The organism is Enterobacter sp. EGD-HP1, assembly GCF_000733275.2.
GTDB lineage: Bacteria > Pseudomonadota > Gammaproteobacteria > Enterobacterales > Enterobacteriaceae > Enterobacter.
The window spans coordinates 41,720-60,404 of the sequence record NZ_AVOP01000014.1; the positions used below are offsets into that span (position 1 = coordinate 41,720).

At 51.1% G+C, this 18,685-nt stretch carries 23 protein-coding genes and 1 pseudogene; 19 read left to right on the top strand and 5 right to left on the bottom strand.

The genetic code is table 11. The features are described from left to right. Positions 1-209: 209 nt before the first annotated feature. The 3 genes from N037_RS12180 to N037_RS12190 are packed head-to-tail and all read left to right on the top strand — an operon-like array spanning position 210 to position 2,149. A complete protein-coding gene (locus N037_RS12180) occupies positions 210-497 on the top strand; it encodes a hypothetical protein (RefSeq protein ID WP_197278579.1) in 288 nt (95 codons plus the stop codon). A 39-nt stretch (positions 498-536) separates the two neighbouring features. Next, positions 537-1,334, top strand: a complete 798-nt coding sequence (locus N037_RS12185) for a hypothetical protein (protein ID WP_050511250.1) — start codon at positions 537-539, stop codon at positions 1,332-1,334. 32 nt (positions 1,335-1,366) lie between these two features. Further along, positions 1,367-2,149, top strand: a complete 783-nt coding sequence (locus N037_RS12190) for a site-specific integrase (RefSeq protein ID WP_032641207.1) — start codon at positions 1,367-1,369, stop codon at positions 2,147-2,149. A gap of 117 nt (positions 2,150-2,266) precedes the next feature. Here the strand turns inward: N037_RS12190 and N037_RS23940 are convergent, their stop codons facing one another. After that, positions 2,267-2,572, bottom strand: coding sequence for a hypothetical protein (locus N037_RS23940; RefSeq protein WP_014172326.1), 306 nt, complete (start codon positions 2,570-2,572; stop codon positions 2,267-2,269). Next, on the bottom strand, positions 2,569-3,195 hold the full coding sequence (locus tag N037_RS12195; RefSeq protein WP_008502208.1) for a ParA family plasmid-partitioning AAA ATPase: 627 nt from the start codon (positions 3,193-3,195) through the stop codon (positions 2,569-2,571). Before N037_RS12195 ends, N037_RS23940 begins: the two co-directional genes overlap by 4 nt. A 230-nt stretch (positions 3,196-3,425) precedes the next feature. Here N037_RS12195 and N037_RS12200 point away from each other — a divergent pair, with 230 nt between their 5' ends. Beyond that, entirely contained in the window at positions 3,426-4,784 is a 1,359-nt protein-coding gene (locus N037_RS12200; protein WP_032641209.1) for a hypothetical protein, read from the top strand. A 245-nt stretch (positions 4,785-5,029) separates the two neighbouring features. On the opposite strand, the gene repE is transcribed toward N037_RS12200, so the two are convergent. The 3 genes and pseudogenes from repE to umuD form a co-directional block, all read right to left on the bottom strand. After that, on the bottom strand, positions 5,030-5,785 hold the full coding sequence (gene repE, locus N037_RS12205) for a replication initiation protein RepE (RefSeq protein ID WP_008502210.1): 756 nt from the start codon (positions 5,783-5,785) through the stop codon (positions 5,030-5,032). 443 nt (positions 5,786-6,228) lie between these two features. Beyond that, a pseudogene (locus N037_RS12210) lies at positions 6,229-7,499 on the bottom strand (Y-family DNA polymerase). Next, positions 7,499-7,930, bottom strand: a complete 432-nt coding sequence (umuD, locus tag N037_RS12215; protein WP_032641211.1) for a translesion error-prone DNA polymerase V autoproteolytic subunit — start codon at positions 7,928-7,930, stop codon at positions 7,499-7,501. The pseudogene N037_RS12210 and the gene umuD overlap by 1 nt, the downstream one beginning before the upstream one ends. 231 nt (positions 7,931-8,161) lie before the next feature. Here umuD and parM point away from each other — a divergent pair, with 231 nt between their 5' ends. The 15 genes from parM to N037_RS12290 all read left to right on the top strand — a co-directional run bounded on the left by parM (position 8,162) and on the right by N037_RS12290 (position 18,662). Then, entirely contained in the window at positions 8,162-9,133 is a 972-nt protein-coding gene (gene parM / locus N037_RS12220; RefSeq protein ID WP_082440893.1) for a plasmid segregation protein ParM domain-containing protein, read from the top strand. Positions 9,134-9,135: 2 nt separating this feature from the next. Then, positions 9,136-9,798, top strand: a complete 663-nt coding sequence (locus N037_RS12225) for a plasmid partitioning/stability family protein (RefSeq protein WP_032641215.1) — start codon at positions 9,136-9,138, stop codon at positions 9,796-9,798. 3 nt (positions 9,799-9,801) lie between these two features. Next, entirely contained in the window at positions 9,802-10,065 is a 264-nt protein-coding gene (locus tag N037_RS12230; RefSeq protein WP_023345612.1) for a hypothetical protein, read from the top strand. Between the two features lie 145 nt (positions 10,066-10,210). Then, entirely contained in the window at positions 10,211-10,534 is a 324-nt protein-coding gene (locus tag N037_RS12235; protein ID WP_032641216.1) for a hypothetical protein, read from the top strand. A gap of 395 nt (positions 10,535-10,929) precedes the next feature. Then, positions 10,930-11,214 carry a hypothetical protein gene (locus N037_RS12240; RefSeq protein WP_231686690.1) on the top strand — a complete coding sequence of 95 codons (285 nt, stop codon included), beginning with the start codon at positions 10,930-10,932 and terminating at the stop codon, positions 11,212-11,214. A 522-nt stretch (positions 11,215-11,736) separates the two neighbouring features. After that, positions 11,737-12,429, top strand: a complete 693-nt coding sequence (locus N037_RS12245) for a DNA methylase (RefSeq protein ID WP_032641218.1) — start codon at positions 11,737-11,739, stop codon at positions 12,427-12,429. Further along, on the top strand, positions 12,426-12,647 hold the full coding sequence (locus N037_RS12250; protein WP_013087144.1) for a hypothetical protein: 222 nt from the start codon (positions 12,426-12,428) through the stop codon (positions 12,645-12,647). The genes N037_RS12245 and N037_RS12250 overlap by 4 nt, the downstream gene beginning before the upstream one ends. A gap of 55 nt (positions 12,648-12,702) precedes the next feature. Further along, complete coding sequence (locus N037_RS12255) at positions 12,703-13,125, top strand: DUF1380 family protein (RefSeq protein ID WP_032641220.1); 423 nt, start codon at positions 12,703-12,705, stop codon at positions 13,123-13,125. A gap of 324 nt (positions 13,126-13,449) precedes the next feature. After that, positions 13,450-15,426, top strand: coding sequence for a hypothetical protein (locus N037_RS12260; RefSeq protein ID WP_032641224.1), 1,977 nt, complete (start codon positions 13,450-13,452; stop codon positions 15,424-15,426). Between the two features lie 643 nt (positions 15,427-16,069). After that, a complete protein-coding gene (locus tag N037_RS12265; RefSeq protein ID WP_032641226.1) occupies positions 16,070-16,498 on the top strand; it encodes an antirestriction protein in 429 nt (142 codons plus the stop codon). 38 nt (positions 16,499-16,536) lie between these two features. Next, positions 16,537-16,947, top strand: a complete 411-nt coding sequence (locus tag N037_RS12270; protein ID WP_032641228.1) for a DUF1380 family protein — start codon at positions 16,537-16,539, stop codon at positions 16,945-16,947. A 49-nt stretch (positions 16,948-16,996) separates the two neighbouring features. Next, the gene (locus N037_RS12275) at positions 16,997-17,194 is read left to right on the top strand and encodes a hypothetical protein (protein ID WP_032641229.1); all 198 of its coding nucleotides are present in this window, start codon (positions 16,997-16,999) and stop codon (positions 17,192-17,194) included. Positions 17,195-17,350: 156 nt separating this feature from the next. Next, entirely contained in the window at positions 17,351-17,482 is a 132-nt protein-coding gene (locus tag N037_RS25335; RefSeq protein WP_269432645.1) for a hypothetical protein, read from the top strand. A 594-nt stretch (positions 17,483-18,076) separates the two neighbouring features. Further along, positions 18,077-18,253, top strand: a complete 177-nt coding sequence (locus N037_RS25075) for a DUF905 family protein (protein ID WP_197278580.1) — start codon at positions 18,077-18,079, stop codon at positions 18,251-18,253. Between the two features lie 43 nt (positions 18,254-18,296). Next, on the top strand, positions 18,297-18,662 hold the full coding sequence (locus tag N037_RS12290) for a hypothetical protein (protein ID WP_032641231.1): 366 nt from the start codon (positions 18,297-18,299) through the stop codon (positions 18,660-18,662). Positions 18,663-18,685 lie beyond the last annotated feature (23 nt).

Genomic DNA, 18,685 nt, shown 5'->3' on the forward strand with positions numbered 1-18,685 from the left:
TCCGGAAACTATGAGATAGCAGAAAAGTCGGATCACCAAGAACCGCGCTTCCGGTAATTTAACAACGTGGTTATATGGCTACTTATTATCATCCTGCAAATGATGACAGCAGGGGGAAATCATCCGTGTGACAGACGCAGGGTTGTGCGAAGCTGATGATGCTGCGCGTCATAATTACTCTTAATAATTATAAGTTTGGTAAGGAAAGTATGGGTTATGAGGATGTGATCGACGGGCTCATCGCTGAGGGCTATAAAAAAGTGACCCTTTTCTCGCATATGCTGATTACGGAGGATGACAGCAGTATTCAGCAATTATTCCTTCTCAGCGAAAATGGTCATGTGGTTGCCAGAAAGCTCAACCTTCCAGGCTGTGACGGATGGACAATACTGCACTGGCCGGTCGCGCCGTACCGCAGTTCTGATTTGAAGGAAATATGGGGCATCGACTTGTCGCAAAGGGATGAGGCCGTGACGAGACTGTGTCTCTTCAGTTAACCGGTGGCGGGACTTCCATAGAGCAAGAGGAGAAAATTGATGGGGAGCACGAAAGACTGGCTTTTCGAAATGCAGGAAGAGCGTTCAGCTCAATGGATTAAAGAAAATTTCCCGGATGCTGAAGAAGGTACACCGGAATGGGAATTGGCCGCCCAGAATTACAGTTGGATGCTGGATTCTCTAGCAGAGCAGGCTGAATGGCAGTGGTTTCAGGATTCGCTTAACGATCTCGATGACCGCTACATTCACGCCGTCCGTGAACTCGATGAACTGAAGGAACTGGTCACTTCTTCTAATTCTGGCATTGTGTTCCGCATGGCCTATGCCCATACCGTAACGGTGATGGAAGCTTTTCTTATGTATTCCGCACGGGCTCTGCTTAATGATGCGGAACATCTGGACCGTTTCTATTCCCGTATTGCTCCATTTTTCCAGAAAAAAATAAACCTGTGCAAGTCTGAGGTTCTCAGCCAAGCTCAGTTGCGTACTGAGGCATCTATCGATGAAACAGATCTGAAACGTCGTACGGCTAAGTTATTTGTCAGTCAGCAGACCTTTCACAATCTGGAGCATTTGCAGAAATATTTCTCTTCGGTACTTTTGCAACCGTATGACTGGCCTTTTGTGCCTCTTAAATATGTTGTTGATACCCGCCAGGATTTAGTGCACCGAAATGGGGTCAGCAAACATGACGAGCGAATCCATATTGGTAGCTGGAGTCTGGAACACGCCATCCGTGATGTTCGTGAATTTGTAGACATGGTGGCTCTCACTTTGCGTCGTGAAACTGGTGCAGGCGATACGTTGCCGGTTGTCCTCCCCAGGAATTCATTCTGAGAATTAAGTAATATCTATATTGGAGATACCTTATGCTGCCCGCCATTACCGGCAATGTTGCTCATGCAGCAGCCCCGCAATTTCCTGTTGCCATCGACTACCCTTCAGCGCTGGCACTGCGCCAGATGGCGCTCGTTCAGGACGAACTGCCGAAATATCTGCTGGCGCCCGAAGTGAGTGCCCTGCTCCACTATGTACCCGACCTCCACCGCAAGATGCTGCTGGCCACCCTGTGGAATACCGGGGCGCGCATTAACGAGGCTCTGGCGCTGACCCGGAGTGATTTTTCTCTGGCGCCGCCCTACCCGTTCGTGCAATTGGCCACACTCAAGCAGCGGGCGGAAAAAGCGGCCCGAACGGCCGGCCGTTCGCCTGCCGGCAGTCAGACGCATCGCCTGGTTCCGCTTTCTGATGCGAACTATGTCAGCCAGCTGGAGATGATGGTGGCCACTCTGAAAATACCTCTTGAACGTCGTAACAAGCGAAGCGGCAGAACCGAGAAGGCACGTATCTGGGAGATTACCGATCGGACGGTCCGCACCTGGCTCAGCGAAGCGGTTGAAACGGCTGCGGCCGATGGGGTGATGTTCTCCGTGCCGGTGACCCCGCACACATTCCGCCATTCCTACGCGATGCACATGCTGTACGCAGGCATACCGCTGAAGGTGCTGCAGAGTTTAATGGGACATAAGAGCATCAGCTCGACGGAGGTGTATACGAAGGTGTTTGCGCTGGATGTGGCAGCACGGCACCGGGTGCAGTTCCAGATGCCGGGCGATGAGGCGGTGGCGTTGCTTAAAAAAACAGGTGACTAAGATAGCAAGGTAACAAGATGGTAAGTTACTATCTTACTATCTTACTATCTGATTAACTTAGTAACCATGCCACCTTTAACCACCAACTTCACAAGTTGTTAAGTTGTTAAGTTGTTATTACTTTAATCTCGATTTTTCAATCAGTTGAGAGATTTCTTCTCGTGATAAATTTTCTAATGCCATCACTGCAGCTCTAACTACATCGGATCTATTTACTCTCCTGTTCCCTGATAACATCTCTTCCTTAATGACATTATCGATTGAGTTAAGATTCTCTTCAGCAAGAGAGATACTGACTGGTTTTGCTTTACTAGTCGCAGATTTATTACTTGGTTCATCTGGATTTTTTGCAGTGAGGCCAGCTGTGCCTCCGTTTATAAACGAAGCTTCGTCTCTTGGCGGTGTATGTGCTCTATTCCTCACAGAATGATCTCCTTAACCAGAGCTTCAATTTCTTCTTGGGCTTTGATGTTCTGTGTTTCAAAAATAGTCATTGATTCGGCCCAGGCATCCCTGTGAGCTTTTCTGTCACACACGCGAGCATTAGACAGATTCATTTCCGGAAAGTCTTTGAGAACATCCGCTGCCTGATTAGCTTCATTAACGAACATGTTAGTTGGTGTCATATTCAACACTAAATACCCACGTACAGACTCGTTGAAATCTTTAGCTGCAGTAAAAACAGAGCATGTATGTGGTACGACATCCAAATCCATTTGGGACGGTCGTAAAGGGGAAATAAACACATCTGCAGCCATTAATCCGCTTCGCATCTCTGCACTGTCACGGCCAGCACAATCGGCGATTACAAAGTCATAAGATTTTTCATGCTCTTTTAGCATGGCTTTGATGTTGCCGGACGCTCCAGTCACAGGCATATGAGGCAAGTTCTCTGGTCGATTGTTATACCAGGTCAGTACTGATTTTTGATCGTCGGCATCTACAATGAGAACTCGCTTTCCTAGCGCCATAAGATATGCAGCGATAGAAACTGCCAGCGTACTTTTACCTACTCCACCTTTTTGACTACCAAGAACAATGATCATATTCCGCACACCTTGTTTGTTACCTTATTAAGATAATAGGATATTAAAAAATAATTTTCAATATTCCGGCGCTTGTATCTTACTATCATGTTAACTTGTTATGTTAATAATGTAATGTAATTCAACAAGATATTACTAAGTTTAAATGCCTTGCTATCTTAACAAGTTATTATGATGCCAAGATATTATCTTGATATCATAATCACACTTTTGAGTGAAGGAGTAAATCAATGGACCTTGTGTGGAAAAAAAATCCAAGGGGAAGGCTTGAAAGGAAACTGAATCTGGCAGAGAGAGAGGCATTGCTGCATGTTTTCAGCAACAGTCGAAAACCCGCTCAGGCTGATTTACGTATAGCAAATTCTGTGCTTGAAGAAATGGACCGCCGTAAGCTGTGGTTAAAATGTGATTGCGTCGAACATGACCCGAACATTGAAGGTCCTTTTAACTGCGAGGTTAACGTTGCCAGGTTACGCCACGTCAAGACGACAAGACAGCATGATGAACAGTGCCCTTTGTTCAGGCTAAAGAAAAGTAAGGATGCTGATAACACTATCACTGAAGGAAAAACCAGCCCATTAAATCCGGTTGGCGGGAATGACTGGTTACCTGACAAGAAGAAAGACAACAAAATCAACGCTGTGGAAGGGCCGGTAGTGCCCCGTAAGCGTCGACGCAAAACTCTTAAACCCATTCCGGCTCTGGGCCGAAAATTGCTGACTCTCATTCAGGCAGCTGGCCTGAACCAACTTGAACTAGTACCTGAATATAAAAGTCCGGGGTTAGTCGGTTCGGTCAATAGAATAAAAGAAGTTCTGGATGAACATACAATGGGCAATGGAAGACAGCTTAATATGCTGTTCAGTTGCGCGCCCTGGCTGTCCCTCGAACGGATTAACGACATGCTGACTCAGCTGGAAATTTCACTGCAGACTGATAGCAGTGATAAGGAGGCATGCGTGTATATCATTGGTATTGCGACCGATGCCAATCGGGAAGAAGTAACCTTTAGCGTTCGTAGTAATACTTTTATCCATAGGCCTGAAGCCCGAGTCAGTATCAATGGAGAAAGCACCTACAACACTGGCAGTCGGGCCCCATACTGGGCAATTCTGGAATACCGCAGAGGTAGGGATGGTAAGGTTTACTGCCATGAGGGCTATGCGCATGCCGCGTATACGCTTGATAATCCTGTGCCTGTGGATAGCAACAAAGAACGCGACACACTGAAGGTAATAATAAACGCCAGCAGCTATGCTGGCCGTCAGGAAAATCATCCGGATGCTATCAGCCTCAGCAAGCCACTTTTTACGTCTAAAAGCACTAAAAATGGGGTGGAGGAGGTCATTCATCCTGACTTCATACTGAATGTGGTTCCGAGCAAAGAAAACACAGTTACCACTTTCATCATCGAAACAATGGGCTCTGAATCCGAGGAGTATGTCGAGCGTAAACTACAAACACATAGCTGGATGGAGCAGGAAGGTGTGCTCTTAACTGATCCTCCGGGCTGGCCAGAACATTCAGACAGGACATTTAACAGCTGCCTGCTCAAACAAATTTTTAGTGCAGGGAGAATGCACCAATAGTTACAGGCAGCGGTTTTGAATTCAAATAGTGACAATACACCCTCAGCCAGAAGTGGAAAGGGCGCTCTTAAGTGTGACAAACGACACTCAGGGCTGAGGGGAAATGTGACAAGCTGCACTGAACTAAGTGTGACAAATTGCCCTCATTAAGTGTTTCTAAAGCACAAAATAGGTACCATTTAGTTCCTGAAAACCAGTCAGGGCAAAGGAAGGCAAACTTTTCTGTGACAAATCACCCTCAAAGCTCACTCAGGTGTGATCGACATTATGTCGCTGAAAGAAAAGACTATATGAGTCGTCTGGCGGCCTTTCTTTTTCTCGATATAAGACAGGCGCATTGGCGTTCTGCTGTTAATCTCATCGACACTCGCCTGCAGGAACCGACGGCGAAAGTCCGGCATACGCTGATAACTTTGCGGAAGCTGATAGCGCTCCATGATCCAGTCTATTTTCAGGGATACCACGCCAGAGCCATCCGGCTTACGGTACTGGCATAGTGACTCGTACAGGCGCATGGCATAGGGATTTGTGATCTCTTTCGTTTCACTTAGTCGGAACTGTGTGAAACGGTTCTGAAGGCCAATAAAGAAAGGAATGAGGTACGGGTTAATATGGACGCTGTAAAGCCCTCTGGAGGGACTATGGGCACGTTTGATGAACCAGGGAAAGGACTCATAACCTTTTTCTTCCCCGGCATCCTCTTCAGGCCGATAAAAGACCACTTCTTTACCCGCGAATCCCTTGAGAGCCTGACGGATATCTTTGCTGGCCTCGGCGGAGGTCAACCCGAAGGTTTCAGCATACTTGGCGACCTGAATTTCACATATCCCGTCATGCTCCTGGAGCGTACCGTCAGATTTTCTGATCTGGTCCACAAAGAGATAAAGCATACGCTTTTGATCGCGAGAAAGACTGTATGCCGCCTCAGTCAGTTCGTTTGACTGGACAATTCGCGGGCTATTCTTACGTTTTTTATGGTTGATAACCGCAACTTCCGTCATGACAGGTCCGTGTAAAGTGTGACAGGAATTTAGATTGTCACACTAATTGAAAAAGAGTCAACAGGTTGGGATAACTTTGTGGAATACAGCAAATCATGAGGGCAATTTGTCACAGGGTTAAGGGCAATCTGTCACTCTTTAAGAGGGAGGTTGAGGGTGATTTGTCACACTGAAAGGGCAAATTGTCACAATGATCCTTCTCAAACCCGCATGAATAAAGGGCTGAGAGGAGTTCTAAAAAGGTAAACCTAACAACCTATTAAAAAGATCTTATAAAAATATGTCCGTGGATAAGTGGATAAACTTTAAGGAGCTAACCTTTAGAATTCGAGCGTAAGCAGAATTTGTCAGTGCAGTTCCCTGGTGCTTCCTCGCTCACTCGCGGGCTTCGCCCTGTCGTTCGGCTGCGGCGAGCACTACTGGCTCTCTCTGAAAAGCGAAATTTAACTGATCCTCGCTATGGGGATATCTTTCCAGCGGGTGGTGTACGCAGGGGAGAGCATGTCGCGTTTCATTTGCCATGATGGCGCTATCCCTCGTCCGGCAAACCAGACCTGTCCCAGCCCGGAATGATTAATGCCATCGAGAACCTTCATCAGCTCAGCGCTGTGAGGACGTGGAGGACGTTCGTCGAACAGCTGCAGCTGCGAAACGCCGGAGCCGGTGAAGTCATTCAGCATCACACCGGCTTTGGCATACCGGTGCCCATCCTTCCAGATACGCTCCAGAGCCGTTGTGGCGACCGCAATGATGTCCCGGGTGTCCTGAGTGGGAGTAAGCAGTTTCTCCGTGGCCACGTTGCCGTAGTAAGGCTCTTTAACGGCGAACGGAGACGTTTTGATGAATACGGAAATATGCCGGCAGTACTGGCGCTCTTTACGCAGCTTTTCTGAGGCCCGCTCTGCGTACTGACAGACAGCCTGGCGGAGCGAATCGTATTCAGTGACCTTCTCGCCAAAACTGCGGCTGCAGACAATCTGTTGTTTCGTAGGCGGGGCTTCCTCAAGCGACATACAGCTTTCCCCGTTCAGTTCGCGCACCGTTCGCTCGAGAACGACGGAGAAATTTTTGCGGATGAAGGCCGGGTTCGTCAGGGCCAGATCGAGCGCGGTCCTGATACCCAGTACATTAAGTTTGCGTGCAATACGGTTTCCCACACCCCAGATCTCTTCGACCGGCTGCAGTGAAAGCAGTTTCCGCGTTCGCTGAGGATTCCCCTGGTTAGGGCGAGCACGCCACGAAACTGTTTCCACTCCTTTGAGGCCCACTGGGCTGATTTTGCCAGGGTTTTCGTCGGCCCGGCACCCACGCCGATGGTCAGACGGGTACAGTCATACACGTGCTGGCGCAGCTGCCGGCCGAAGTCCTCCAGGTCCATGCAGTGCTCAACGCCGGTCAGGTCGAGGAACATCTCGTCAATCGAATACTGTTCCACCCTGGGGGCCAGCTCCTCCAGGCAACTCATCACGCGCGCTGACATCGAGGCATAAAGTTCATAGTTGCTTGAGAACACGTATATTTTTTCCGGGGACTTTTCGTTTTTCATCTGAAACCACGGCGTGCCCATTTTGATCCAGGGCTTTGCCTCGGCACTTCTTGCGATGACGCAGCCATCGTTATTACTGAGCACCACAACCGGCTTTCCTTTCAAATCAGGGCGGAAAACACGTTCGCAGCTGGCATAAAAGCTGTTCACATCGGCCAGGGCAAACATCAGTACATCTCCCTCGGGCGGTGGATGATGTGCGTGACGACGCCAAAGATATCCAGATCGTCCGGGTCGGGATAAATCGGAGACCAGGCCGCGTTCATGGGCTGCAGCGTCAGTCGTGGCGTCAGCAGAAGCCGTTTAACCGTAAACTCCCCCTGCACGCTGGCCACAACAATATCGCCGTGCCGGGGCTTCTCTGCACTGTCCACAACCAGCAGATCGCCATTGTAAAGGCTGCCGTCGGACATGCTGTCACCGCTGGCACGGAGATAGTAAGTCGCGCTCGGGTGCCGTATGCAGTAATCATGGAGATCCAGGTCGGACTCGACATAGTCAGCTGCAGGGCTGGGAAAACCGCAGCTGGCCAGGTCTGCAAACAACGGGTGGGCCTGTGGCGGGATTTCTTTCCCGGTGCTGAAAAGCTGCAGTTTCATCTTTCCTCCTGACGTTAAAATATACTGGTTATAAATACAGTGCATTTAACAGCGTGAGGATAATCCAGATCACCTTCCTCATGAACAGGGTGAGTAACCTAAGTTACTCAAAATGCTACTTAATATCATCATGAGATATTTAAATTACTCATAATGAGAAATAAGTCTTTTATTTTGCCATTTTGCTCTTATAATATGTATCAAATTGAGTTTAATTGGCGGAGCATAATGATGAATATTTACTGCGATGATGGTTCAACTAATGTTAAGCTGGCATGGTTTGAAGGAAACGAGCTGCAGACCCGGGTTTCAGCTAACTCCTTCCGGCATGGCTGGAAAGTGGCGGAATTCAGTGCCGCAACGTTCAACTATCAGGTGGGCACGCTGAAATACACCTGGGACAGCGTCAGCCGGGATGCCATCCCGACGACAAACGTGGAATACCAGTACGGTGATCTCAACCTGCTGGCCGTGCATCATGCCCTGCTGAACAGCGGACTTGAGCCGCAGCCGGTGAGCCTGACCGTGACGCTGCCCCTGAGCGAGTATTATGACGGGGACTGCCAGCGGAACGAGGGGAACATCCGACGCAAACGGGAAAACCTGATGCGTGAGCTGGTTCTGAATAAGGGCAGGGCATTTACCGTAACGGACGTGAAGGTGATGCCGGAATCACTGCCGGCGGCGTTCTCTCGTCTCGCGGAGCTGAAGCCCGGACCCGCTGAGACCACCCTGATTATCGATCTCGGCGGAACCACGCTCGATGCCGGCGTGATTGTCGGACAGTTTGATGATATCAGTGCGGTACACGGCAATCCGTCTGTCGGCGTGTCACAGGTCACCCGCGCAGCTGCAGGCGCGCTGCGGGCTGCAGACAGCGAAACCAGCGCGCTTATTGCTGACACGGTCATCCGCAACCGCAATGATCGTCAGTATCTGCAGCGAGTGATCAACGATGCCGGAAAAATTGACGATGTTCTGAACAAAATTACAGAGGCAATCACTTCCCTGGGGGCGCGTGTCACCAGTGAGCTGACGGCCTTCAGGAACGTTAACCGGGTATTCCTGGTCGGGGGAGGGGCATCCCTCATTGAAGAGGCTATCCGTCAGGCCTGGCCTCTGGCTCCTGACCGTATCGAGGTTATCGGCGATCCGCAGCTGGCGCTGGCCAGAGAGATTGCCCTTTACAATAAAGAGGACTAAACGTGCCGGACGGCCAGTATTCTTTCTATCTGCACAGCGACGATCGCACCGACATCGCGGCGATGGCGACCATCAGCACCATCTCACAACCCCTGCGTGGTGACTTCATCCGGACCGCCGCCACCGCCGGGGCGGTGATGTACCAGACGGATGCACGTTTACCGGCGCTGATCCCGGTGTTCTTTGACGGGCATCTGAGCGCCATCCGGCTTTGTGCCGTGATGGCGCTGGTATCCGGCACCTGGTCTTCACTCTCAGGACTTCCTGATGAGCCTGATGGTGGCGTGGCGGCTCTGGCCATGTCACCGGAGACGGAATACCAGCGCCGGCGTTACACCCTGACGCTTCAGGATGACCGGAGCAGTGAACGGGTTGAGCGTGTGCTGACGGGCGTGTCATCCCGCCTGCGCGGAGAGCTGCTGAGAAACCTGATTATCACCGGTCTGGCCCTGCATACGACCGCACCGGAGCTGCCGCGTCTGCTGGCCAGTATGCCGGTACCGCCCGGCACGGTCAGCGAGCTGCAGGTTCTGGTTCAGCAGATGGCTGGTACGGCTGACGTGAGCATGGCTGCAGTGCCGGAGAAACCAGCGGAGCCTGCCGCACCGGTATCCGCTGAAGCGACCAGGATAAAGAAAAATATGCGCCGGGCATTCGGAGACTAGAACATGTCAGTGATTAAACAAAAAGCAGAGCAGTGCATTCATAACTTTCTGCGCGCCCGGAACGTGCCTGAATCTCAGTGGCCGGAACGGGTAAAAAAGATCGGCAGGGGAATGATACTGGCAGGTGTTGCCGTCGTGGTTCCCGGTGTTCTGGTTGATAATATCTCCCTGCCGGTGACAATTGCGATGCAGGTCTGCTACGCCTCGCTGATCGGCCTCGGTGTTCTCCTGGCGTTTGACGATAAAAAGCCGAAGAACCGATCCTGAGCAGGAACATCATTCAGAATGGTAACCAGACAGCCCGGGAGGGACTGATGCAAAAGGTTAAGAGAGCGGGGCTGACGCTGGCGGAGGCCAGCGAGCTGTTGAACTGTCAGGAAATAAAGGAGATGAACAACAATGAGGAGGACAAATGAAGTGTAATACTGCAATTTTGTTTGTGGCGCTCACACTGGCAATACCCGGTGCGGTGAATGCCGCAGCCACAGTGGCGGTTCTTGACCAGATGGCCACGAAAAAGCAAAAGGAACGTGAAGACCAGCTCGAAGCCGTGGAACGTGATGCTTTAGCACAGCCAGATGCATGGAAAGCATATCTACAGGTGTCTGACGCAGTGCCTGCTGATGCCCCCATCATGCTGCAAAACCGCTACCGCAGCCTCGCCATTTCACTGGCACTGAAGGCTGCAATGGCCTGTTCGTCAGACGCTCCAAGCTTCTCGAGCGTAACGACGTAATTGAGTTTCGCGTACTCCGATCATCGTTAGTCTCAGCCTGCAAAACAGCTAAATAAGTTTCGTGCCAGCTGCCCACTTCCAGATTCCAATCTTCGGCAGGCATTCTCTCAATCCTGTAACCCTCTGTCCTGCATTGTCCTCTTCAGGACAAAAAAAACGGCAGGGTGACATCTCATCCCTGCCGTCAAAACTAATCGCTTAATTTTTCGGCGATTATAATGTATTGTTTTGTGATGTAAATCACATTTTAATTTAATGTGAAATTTTCCCTCCGCTTTATATCTCCCGTAAGAAATTACCCGCCGTGCCTTCACGCTAACCCGGCCGCTGCGGTCGCCAGGGTTCACGTTGTCTCCGTCCTCACCCGTTCGCGCCCTGCACGGTGCATTCAGCCCGTGAAGGGCTTGCGCTGCGGCTTCGGCGTCGCCCTGCCGTCGCGTCCTGCATGTCGTGATGATGTGACGGTGGCAGGGCTCATCGCCAGGCTGAAGCAGTATCCACTGGATGCACTGTGTATGGGGACGTTCTGGCTGGAAGATGATTTTCTGTCGCTCGATGACAGTCTGTCGGAGGAAGAAATTGCAGAAGCCATGCGTATCTGGGACCACAGCCACGATGCAGGCATCGGTTTTAACTGGGACACGCTGCAGTTCGCTATCGACCACGTGAAGGGGCGCTGAAAAAAAAGACACCATCCGGGGAGGGGGTGTCCTGAAGCCATGCAATTCGTTACAGGTGAAAACCCTTAAGATGTTTTCGGCGCTGATAATCACATAATCACTTCGCACTTTCACCTGCCATATATCCGACTCAAAAAAAAGACGTCTCCGGTTGGGGACGTCCTGAAATCAAAGGCACACATGTCAGATAACGGCGCGAATCCATTATCAGTGTGCATTCTGCCATACACTCACGGACTCATCAGCTACCAGAACCGGTACCGAAGGATGTCGGTTCCCTCCGCCTTATTGCCGCCAGCCGGCGGCGTGTTCAACGCCGTGCCTTCACGCTAACCCGGCCGCTGCGGTCGCAAGGGTTCACGTTGTCTCCGTCCTCACCCGTTCGCACCTTTCACGGTGCATTCAGCCCGTGAAAGGCTTGCGCTGCGGCTTGCGGCGTCGCCCCTGCGCCCTCCGCTTTTCGCCGGGTTTTTGTGGCGGCACGGCGCAAGAGGGTGCCGCATATCAGAGAGGAGTGTGTCTATGTCCCGTTTTATTCTGGGTGACTGCGTGCAGGTGATGTCCCGTTTTCCGGCGCGTGCCGTCGATTTTATTCTTACCGATCCACCGTACCTGGTTGGCTATAAGGACCGTACCGGCCGCACCCTGGCCGGGGACAACTCTGCCGAATGGCTCCAGCCCGCCTGTCATGAAATGTACCGCGTGCTGAAAAATGACAGCCTCATGGTGAGTTTCTATGCCTGGAACCGCGCGGATCTGTTTCTGAATGCGTGGAAAACGGCCGGTTTCCGGGTGGTTGGCCATATCGTCTTTGCCAAGAGCTACGCCTCAAAATCGACGTTCGTGGGTTACACCCATGAGAGTGCCTACCTGCTGGCAAAGGGAAGGCCGCAAACCCCGGACCGTCCCATCCCGGACGTGATCCCCTGGAAATACACGGGCAACCGACATCACCCGACGGAGAAGCCGGTGCAGAGCCTGCGGCCGCTGATTGAATCGCTCACGCGTCCGGGGGCTATTGTCCTTGACCCGTTCGCCGGCAGCGGCTCCACCTGCGTGGCCGCCGCCGAAGCCAGCCGCCGCTATATCGGGATCGAGATGCTTGAGCAGTATCACGCCGCCGGCGTTCGACGTCTGGCACAGGTTGAACGGGCGAGAAGGATGCCGGCGGCCAATGACGGCGCGTTTTATCCCTACTATCCGGAGGCGGCATGAACTACCCTGGCCTTGAACACCTGCGCGCGGACGTGGCCGCGCTCAGCAATGCCATGTGTGACGTGCGGATGCTGCTGAACCGCCTCGAATCGCAGCACCGGCATGACGCGGCAACGCTTACCGAACGTATGGCTGCGCAGACTCTGCGCCGGATCAACACCCTGCTTCTTGAAGCCTACCGCGAAGCCCTGGTGCTGGACGAAACCTTTCAGGACTGACTGACCCTGCCGGGCTGATGCCCGGCCTGAAACCCCTTACAAGAGAGAAAAAACGATGTACGGAACCCGCGAAGAACTTTGTGTACAGCTTGAAAACATGTTCACGTTTGACGAACCCCTGGTCCTGCTGGTCTGGACGGAAGAGGGGATTAGCGTAGCCTGCTGTGAAGCCCGGCCAGAACCGGGCGGGACTGAAATCCGGAATCTGATGAAGGCGATCGGCGAAATGAAAATGACGCAATACCGCCAGGAGGGGGTAAATAATCTGACTGTCAGTGATCTCCTGGCCCGTCAGCGGGAAGCGGCAAACCGTCAGGTGAGTGTTCCGGCGGCACTCCTTTCCTGCGTCCTGCGTAACTATGAATGCGCGCTGGAAAACCGGATCGGTATGGCCTGGGAAGCCGGGCGGCAGGAGCCTGAATCCATCAGGAATGAGCTGAAGAACGTTCACGCATTACAGGAGACGCTGGCCGCGTAAGGGAGAGAGCCGGGATAACGCCCCGGCAACCGATGGCTATCCACAGCGAATAAAATACCCTCTTCAACTGCAAGCTGCGATTGGGACTGAAACCGCTTTGTTTGAAGAGGGCAGGGCTCATAAATGTTTGCTTTGAGTTAAAAGCGGAAGTTCACATGTGATGGATGTATGACTTATAATACTCCTCGCTAATTAACTGGTAATCAGAGTGTCGGTCATTTATAACATCTCCAGACATCGGACTCTTCTTGTGCCACTGGGCATTTTCCGCTAACTGAGTGATGTTTGATTAAAACTAAAAACCTCCGGGATGTAACAATACATATGTCAGAACTAGAAATTAGAAGCCCTCTTTTGCACCTTGCACTGCTTGAGACCCTGAAGTCTGATGAAATACAAGATGAAATTGACCTGTTTCTTCCGTTTATTGCTGTTACTGCGTCGGAAGTAGGTAAACAAGTTATTAATGAAACCGATATCCAGGAGCGTCTTCTGCAAAGTTTCGGTTTCAAACCACCGATGTCTGCTGTAAAGGTACTGATGACCAGAGCTAGAAAGCGCGGGTTATTAATAAAAGAGAATCATGCTTTTATACCTTGTCATGAAAAAATCAATGATTGGAAGAATGGTTTTGAGCATAAGCAAGAAGATGTAAGAATATCTCTAAATAGTCTTAAGGTTGAATTTGTTAATTTTACGCAAGAAAAGTTTCGTAAAAAAATAACAGAAGATGAAGCGGAAAAACTAATTCTTCGTTTCATAGAAATTAATGTGAGTAGCGTTATCAGTGAGCGGGCTTATCGTAAGAGTGAATTAAATGACACCATCAAGAACACTGATCATCTAATTGCTTCATTTATAAGTAATATACATCGAAGTCAACCAGTATTGCTTGAACATTTCAGCCGTTGTGTTAAGGGGATGTTGCTTGCTAACTATTTATTTTATGCAGATAAAGCTACAACTAAAAAATCTTACGCAGGTATAACTATATATCTGGATTCGCCAATAGTATTAGGTCTTCTTGGATATAGCGGAAAACAATCCAAGGAAACTTACCATGACTTTCTTAATCTTTTGCAGTCTCTCCATATTCGAGTTTGTATATTCGATAGGACTTTCGATGAGATCGAAGGCCTTCTTCAGGCTTGGAAAAGTGATCTGAGCCGTAAATATTACGGAAGATTCAACACTAAAACACTTGAATGGCTCAGGGGGGAAGGGTATGACACTGAGCGTCTTGATACAGAGATAAAACTGCTAGACTCAAGTATAGCCCGATTTGGTATTAATGTTATTCAAGGGTTTAGAGCTAAAAAACAATTCCAGTGTGATGAAGAAGCATTGCAGAGTGCTATTTCACAAAGATTCAGTCCAAACAAAAATTATGAACATGATACAATCTGTATTTCGCGAATTCATAACCTCCGTGAAGGTCAGATTATTAATAACCTGAACCAGAGTTTCAGCGTGTTCGTGACGCATAACATCCCCCTTCAAAAGCTCGCTTATGAATTTTTTAAAGAAGAGATAGGTCGCAACGCTATTCCGCTAGTTGTCTCCGAACAGTGGATGACAGCAATGTTTTGGCTTAAAAGACCTGATATTTACGGTAATTTACCACAGGAACAGCTTTTATCTACCGCTTATAGCCTTCTTTATACAGACGACAAGTTCTGGAATGCGTTTCTTGTAAGATTTGAGGGGCTTCAGAAGCGTGGAGGTATCAGCGAAGATGATTTCTTACGTATTCGTTGGGATAGTGATCTGCTGCGTGTAGTTCATCGTGTGTCTGTTGATGTAGGGGAAGACTTTTCGGAGGAAGATATTTTTGATGTCGTAGCTACGATTAATAAAAAACATACTGAAAAGCATGATGCTGAGATGGAAGTGTTACGCACAGAACATCAGGAAATGCTCAGGCTAATTAAACATGAAGCAGAAGAACAAGTAAGGCTTGCTGCTGAGGGGAAGGCTGATGCTCAAATACAATTAGGCAAGCTTGAACAACGAGTTAAAAAAATCTCCAATGTAATTTCAAAAGTTGTAGCATGGGGTATAACCATGCTTTTTGTTATGGCGTTGACGTTTACCGGTCTTAAAGGTATTCCTGAAGAAATCCAGCCAGATTTTTTAAAGAGTGAATTTTTGCAGGGTTCAGTACTTTACGTTGCAGGTGTCCTGACGTTAGTTCTTGGTCTGTTAGGTAGTGCTTTTGGAAAAGACTTGTCCTTTTTCCATAAAAAAATATCAACAACACTTGAGCGATGCTTTCTTAATTGGATATACGGAAAGCGATAATGAGAATAATATTGATTAATGTTATTTACATTCGGCATGCATATTTCTAAACCCATTCCATTATTTTCCCATGCCAATCTTTTTGCTTTGAATTTATTATAGGCCTGCTTCTGCAGGCCTTTTCTATACTCATTGAGTTCAGCACTGGCCTACCTTGCAAATACAAGCTCACCGGTGTGCGGGGCCTTAGATACCCTTCGGTCATTCGCTGAATTAAAGGCAAAGCGGTAGTTATCTTATTCACTGGCTTGTTAGCCTCAGGATATCACCGTCCTGCTTTGCCCTGAACATGGTCTTTAACGTACAGAATCAATTCATTCTGTATAGCCGATAATACAAGGATGTCAGTACCTTCCGCTTTTATCCGCCGCTGCCCTCCGGGCCACGTCGGGACAATGAAACTCCCCTGAAGCCCCGTGCAGTGACGGCATGCGCCGTGACTTCACTGTAGCCCGGCCGCATCGGCCACAAGGGTTCGCTGACGCCTCCGTCCTCACCCGTTCGCACCCTTCACGGTGCATTTAGCCCGTGAAGGCTTTGCGCTGCGGCTTGCGGCGTCGCCCCTGTGTCCTCCTCTTTTCGCCGGTCTGTCGTGTCGTCACGGCGATGCCGGAACCGAGAATATGTTAACCGTGGAGGATCTATGAACCAGACCGTGACCTGTGATGCTGTTCGTCTTGAGGGTGCGCAGCGCCTGACTTTCCTGCCTGATTTGTTTGGCGGTGATTTTATGACGTCCGAGGCATCCGTGTACGCCTACGCCCAGCGTTACTGCCCTGAGTATGAGGGTGGATTCTGGCAGTTTTACCGGCTGCCGGAAGGCGGCGGATATATGGCGCCTGACGTGGAGAGCCTGACCCTGTGCAATCCGGACAACTGGTTTGAGCAGACTGTCAGCGGGGAAGTGGCGGGGATCATCCTCACGGCGCTGGTACTGAATCACCGGAGCTGGCACCACAGCAACCATGACCATGAGGAGTTGTGCCGCCACTTCTGTCGCCGTTATGAGCAGCTTATGGCATTTGCTGATACCCATCCGGAAAGCGTCACGATCTGGCGTGCTCTTGACTGACCACGGGCGGCGATGCCGCCCGACTAAAGGAGAAAAACATGATTGGTACAGCAAAAGAGATAGCCATCGAAATGCTGCGTGATGACGATAATGACGGCGAGAAATTTGTATTCGCCAGCTGGAGCCGGAACGATATTCGCGGTCTCTGCATTGACTGGGATCTCAGTGATGAAGAGATAGACGTGGTGATGGAAAGACTGGAGGCAGAGCTGTATCCCTCCGGGTGTGTCCCTCTCATCTACAACATTGTTGAGGTGATGGTGGAAGAAAAACGGAAAAACCGTAATGTCACCATTCCGGCTGCGGCGCTTGCGGTGGTGATGCAGCTTGCAGGGAAGGAAATGGAGCGTATCGCCGTATGCGCCGAGGATGGCGGCGGATCGGCAGAAGAAACCCTGAAAGAAGAAAATAACGTCATGTTGAGCCTGCGCGCGGCGCTCGATGCCTGACAGAGAAACCGGAGGCGTTGCCTCCGGAAACTGAAAAAAGGAGAACACTATGCAACTGTCACCGGAAACCCGCAGCATCCTGCGCCAGTATAAAACGCTTATCAACGATCGACGTCGCGAATCCGGACTCAGCCCCGTAACCACAGCGAAAGTGCTGGATGAGATCTGCGAATCGGCTACCCGCCAGTGTGCCGTTTATCTTTGCGGCCACTTCATTCTCCAGGGCGGTCAGGTGGATGCACAGTAAATAATCCGGGCGGGGCATATGCGCCGCCTGTTCGCGCGCGAAAACCCTGTCATCCCTTCGGGCAGACGGACGGCAAGGCCAGCGCCTGCGGCGCTGCCCCCTCCCGCCCTGATGTAAGCCCGGGGAGATGCACATGAAGGGCATTGTGAGGGCAAATTGTCACTGATACGGTCCTGCGTGGCGTGGCGTGGCGTGGCGTGGCGTGGCGTGGCGTGGCGTGGCGTGGCGTGGCGTGGCGTGGCGTGGCGTGGCGTGGCGGCTCTGAAACCCGATCAGCAAATCCTCTGAAAACACCTGAATCCCACTTATGGCCCCCTTCGGCTCCCGGCCAGCGCTGCTGTCCGGTCGTCGAGCCCCACTCCGCCAGGGCGGCCGCTGCGCACCCGCCGGGCTCCGCCGAACCCCTCCGGGTTTCGGGCCATACGGCTAGGGTCTGATGGCGAAGGTCAGGGGCTGCGGCTTCTCCCGCCGTGCCGTCCGGAACGCCTTCACCGCGCCGGCTGATGCCGTCGCTTTAATGGCGCCACGCCGTTCCGACGTGTCGGGTGTGTGCATCCTGTTCCCCCGGTGAAGCCATCCCTCGTGCGTCCTCACGCGGAGGGCTTGTCGTAGCACCGTCGGGTCGTCATCCAAGGGGTGAAATGCACTCCGCCAAAACTTTTTGCGTGCCGCAAAAACTTTCGTCTCCGCCCCTTTCCTTCCTCCCTTCGCCGTTGCTCCTTTGCCCTTTGCCGCGAGAGAACTCACCAGGGAGATGGACAACCATCACCACAGGAGAAAACCAGGATGCACACACGAAACGTCAACGTCAAAACCGCCGCTCCCGAATCTTCCAGGAAGATGGGGGAAGAACAAAACCCTGTTTCTGTCGCACGGGAGTGAGTGGCTCAGGCCACTTCGCTGAAAGCGGGTGTCACCGTCACCCTGTCCGATGTGTCCCGATACGGAGACATTCAGGTGGAGATCCGCACCAACGGAACGCTTAACTGGCGCGCCTGGTCGTTTGAACCGGATTTTCTTTTTGAACTGAAACGCAACCTGCAATACGTGCAGCTTTAACCGGAGGCCGGATGTCCGGCCTTAACCCAGAGAAGGAGGAAACATGCAGAACCTTAACACCCGTCCGGCGACCCGTAAGGTCGGGCAGAGCACTGAAATCGTGAAGCTGCTGCGCATTCAGGCCAGCGACACCCACGTGGTCGAGTTTGACAACGTGGACACCCGCTTTAACGACTGCAACAACTGGCAGGTGATGGCAGGAGGGAAACGTGTCCTGTTCAGCAACCGCATGTATGAGCGTTTTTCAGATGTGAAATCGGGGATCGTGGCAACGATCAACGTGTGTGAAAACAGCGGCAGCGTAACGGATAAAGCGATGCTGGAAGGGGCAAAAGTCATGATGCAGGTTCTTGATGGCTATCCGTCCTTTGCAGCACTGGCAGCACACCCGAAACGCATTACCGGTTAACCGAGTGCCGTGACCGGAGGGCA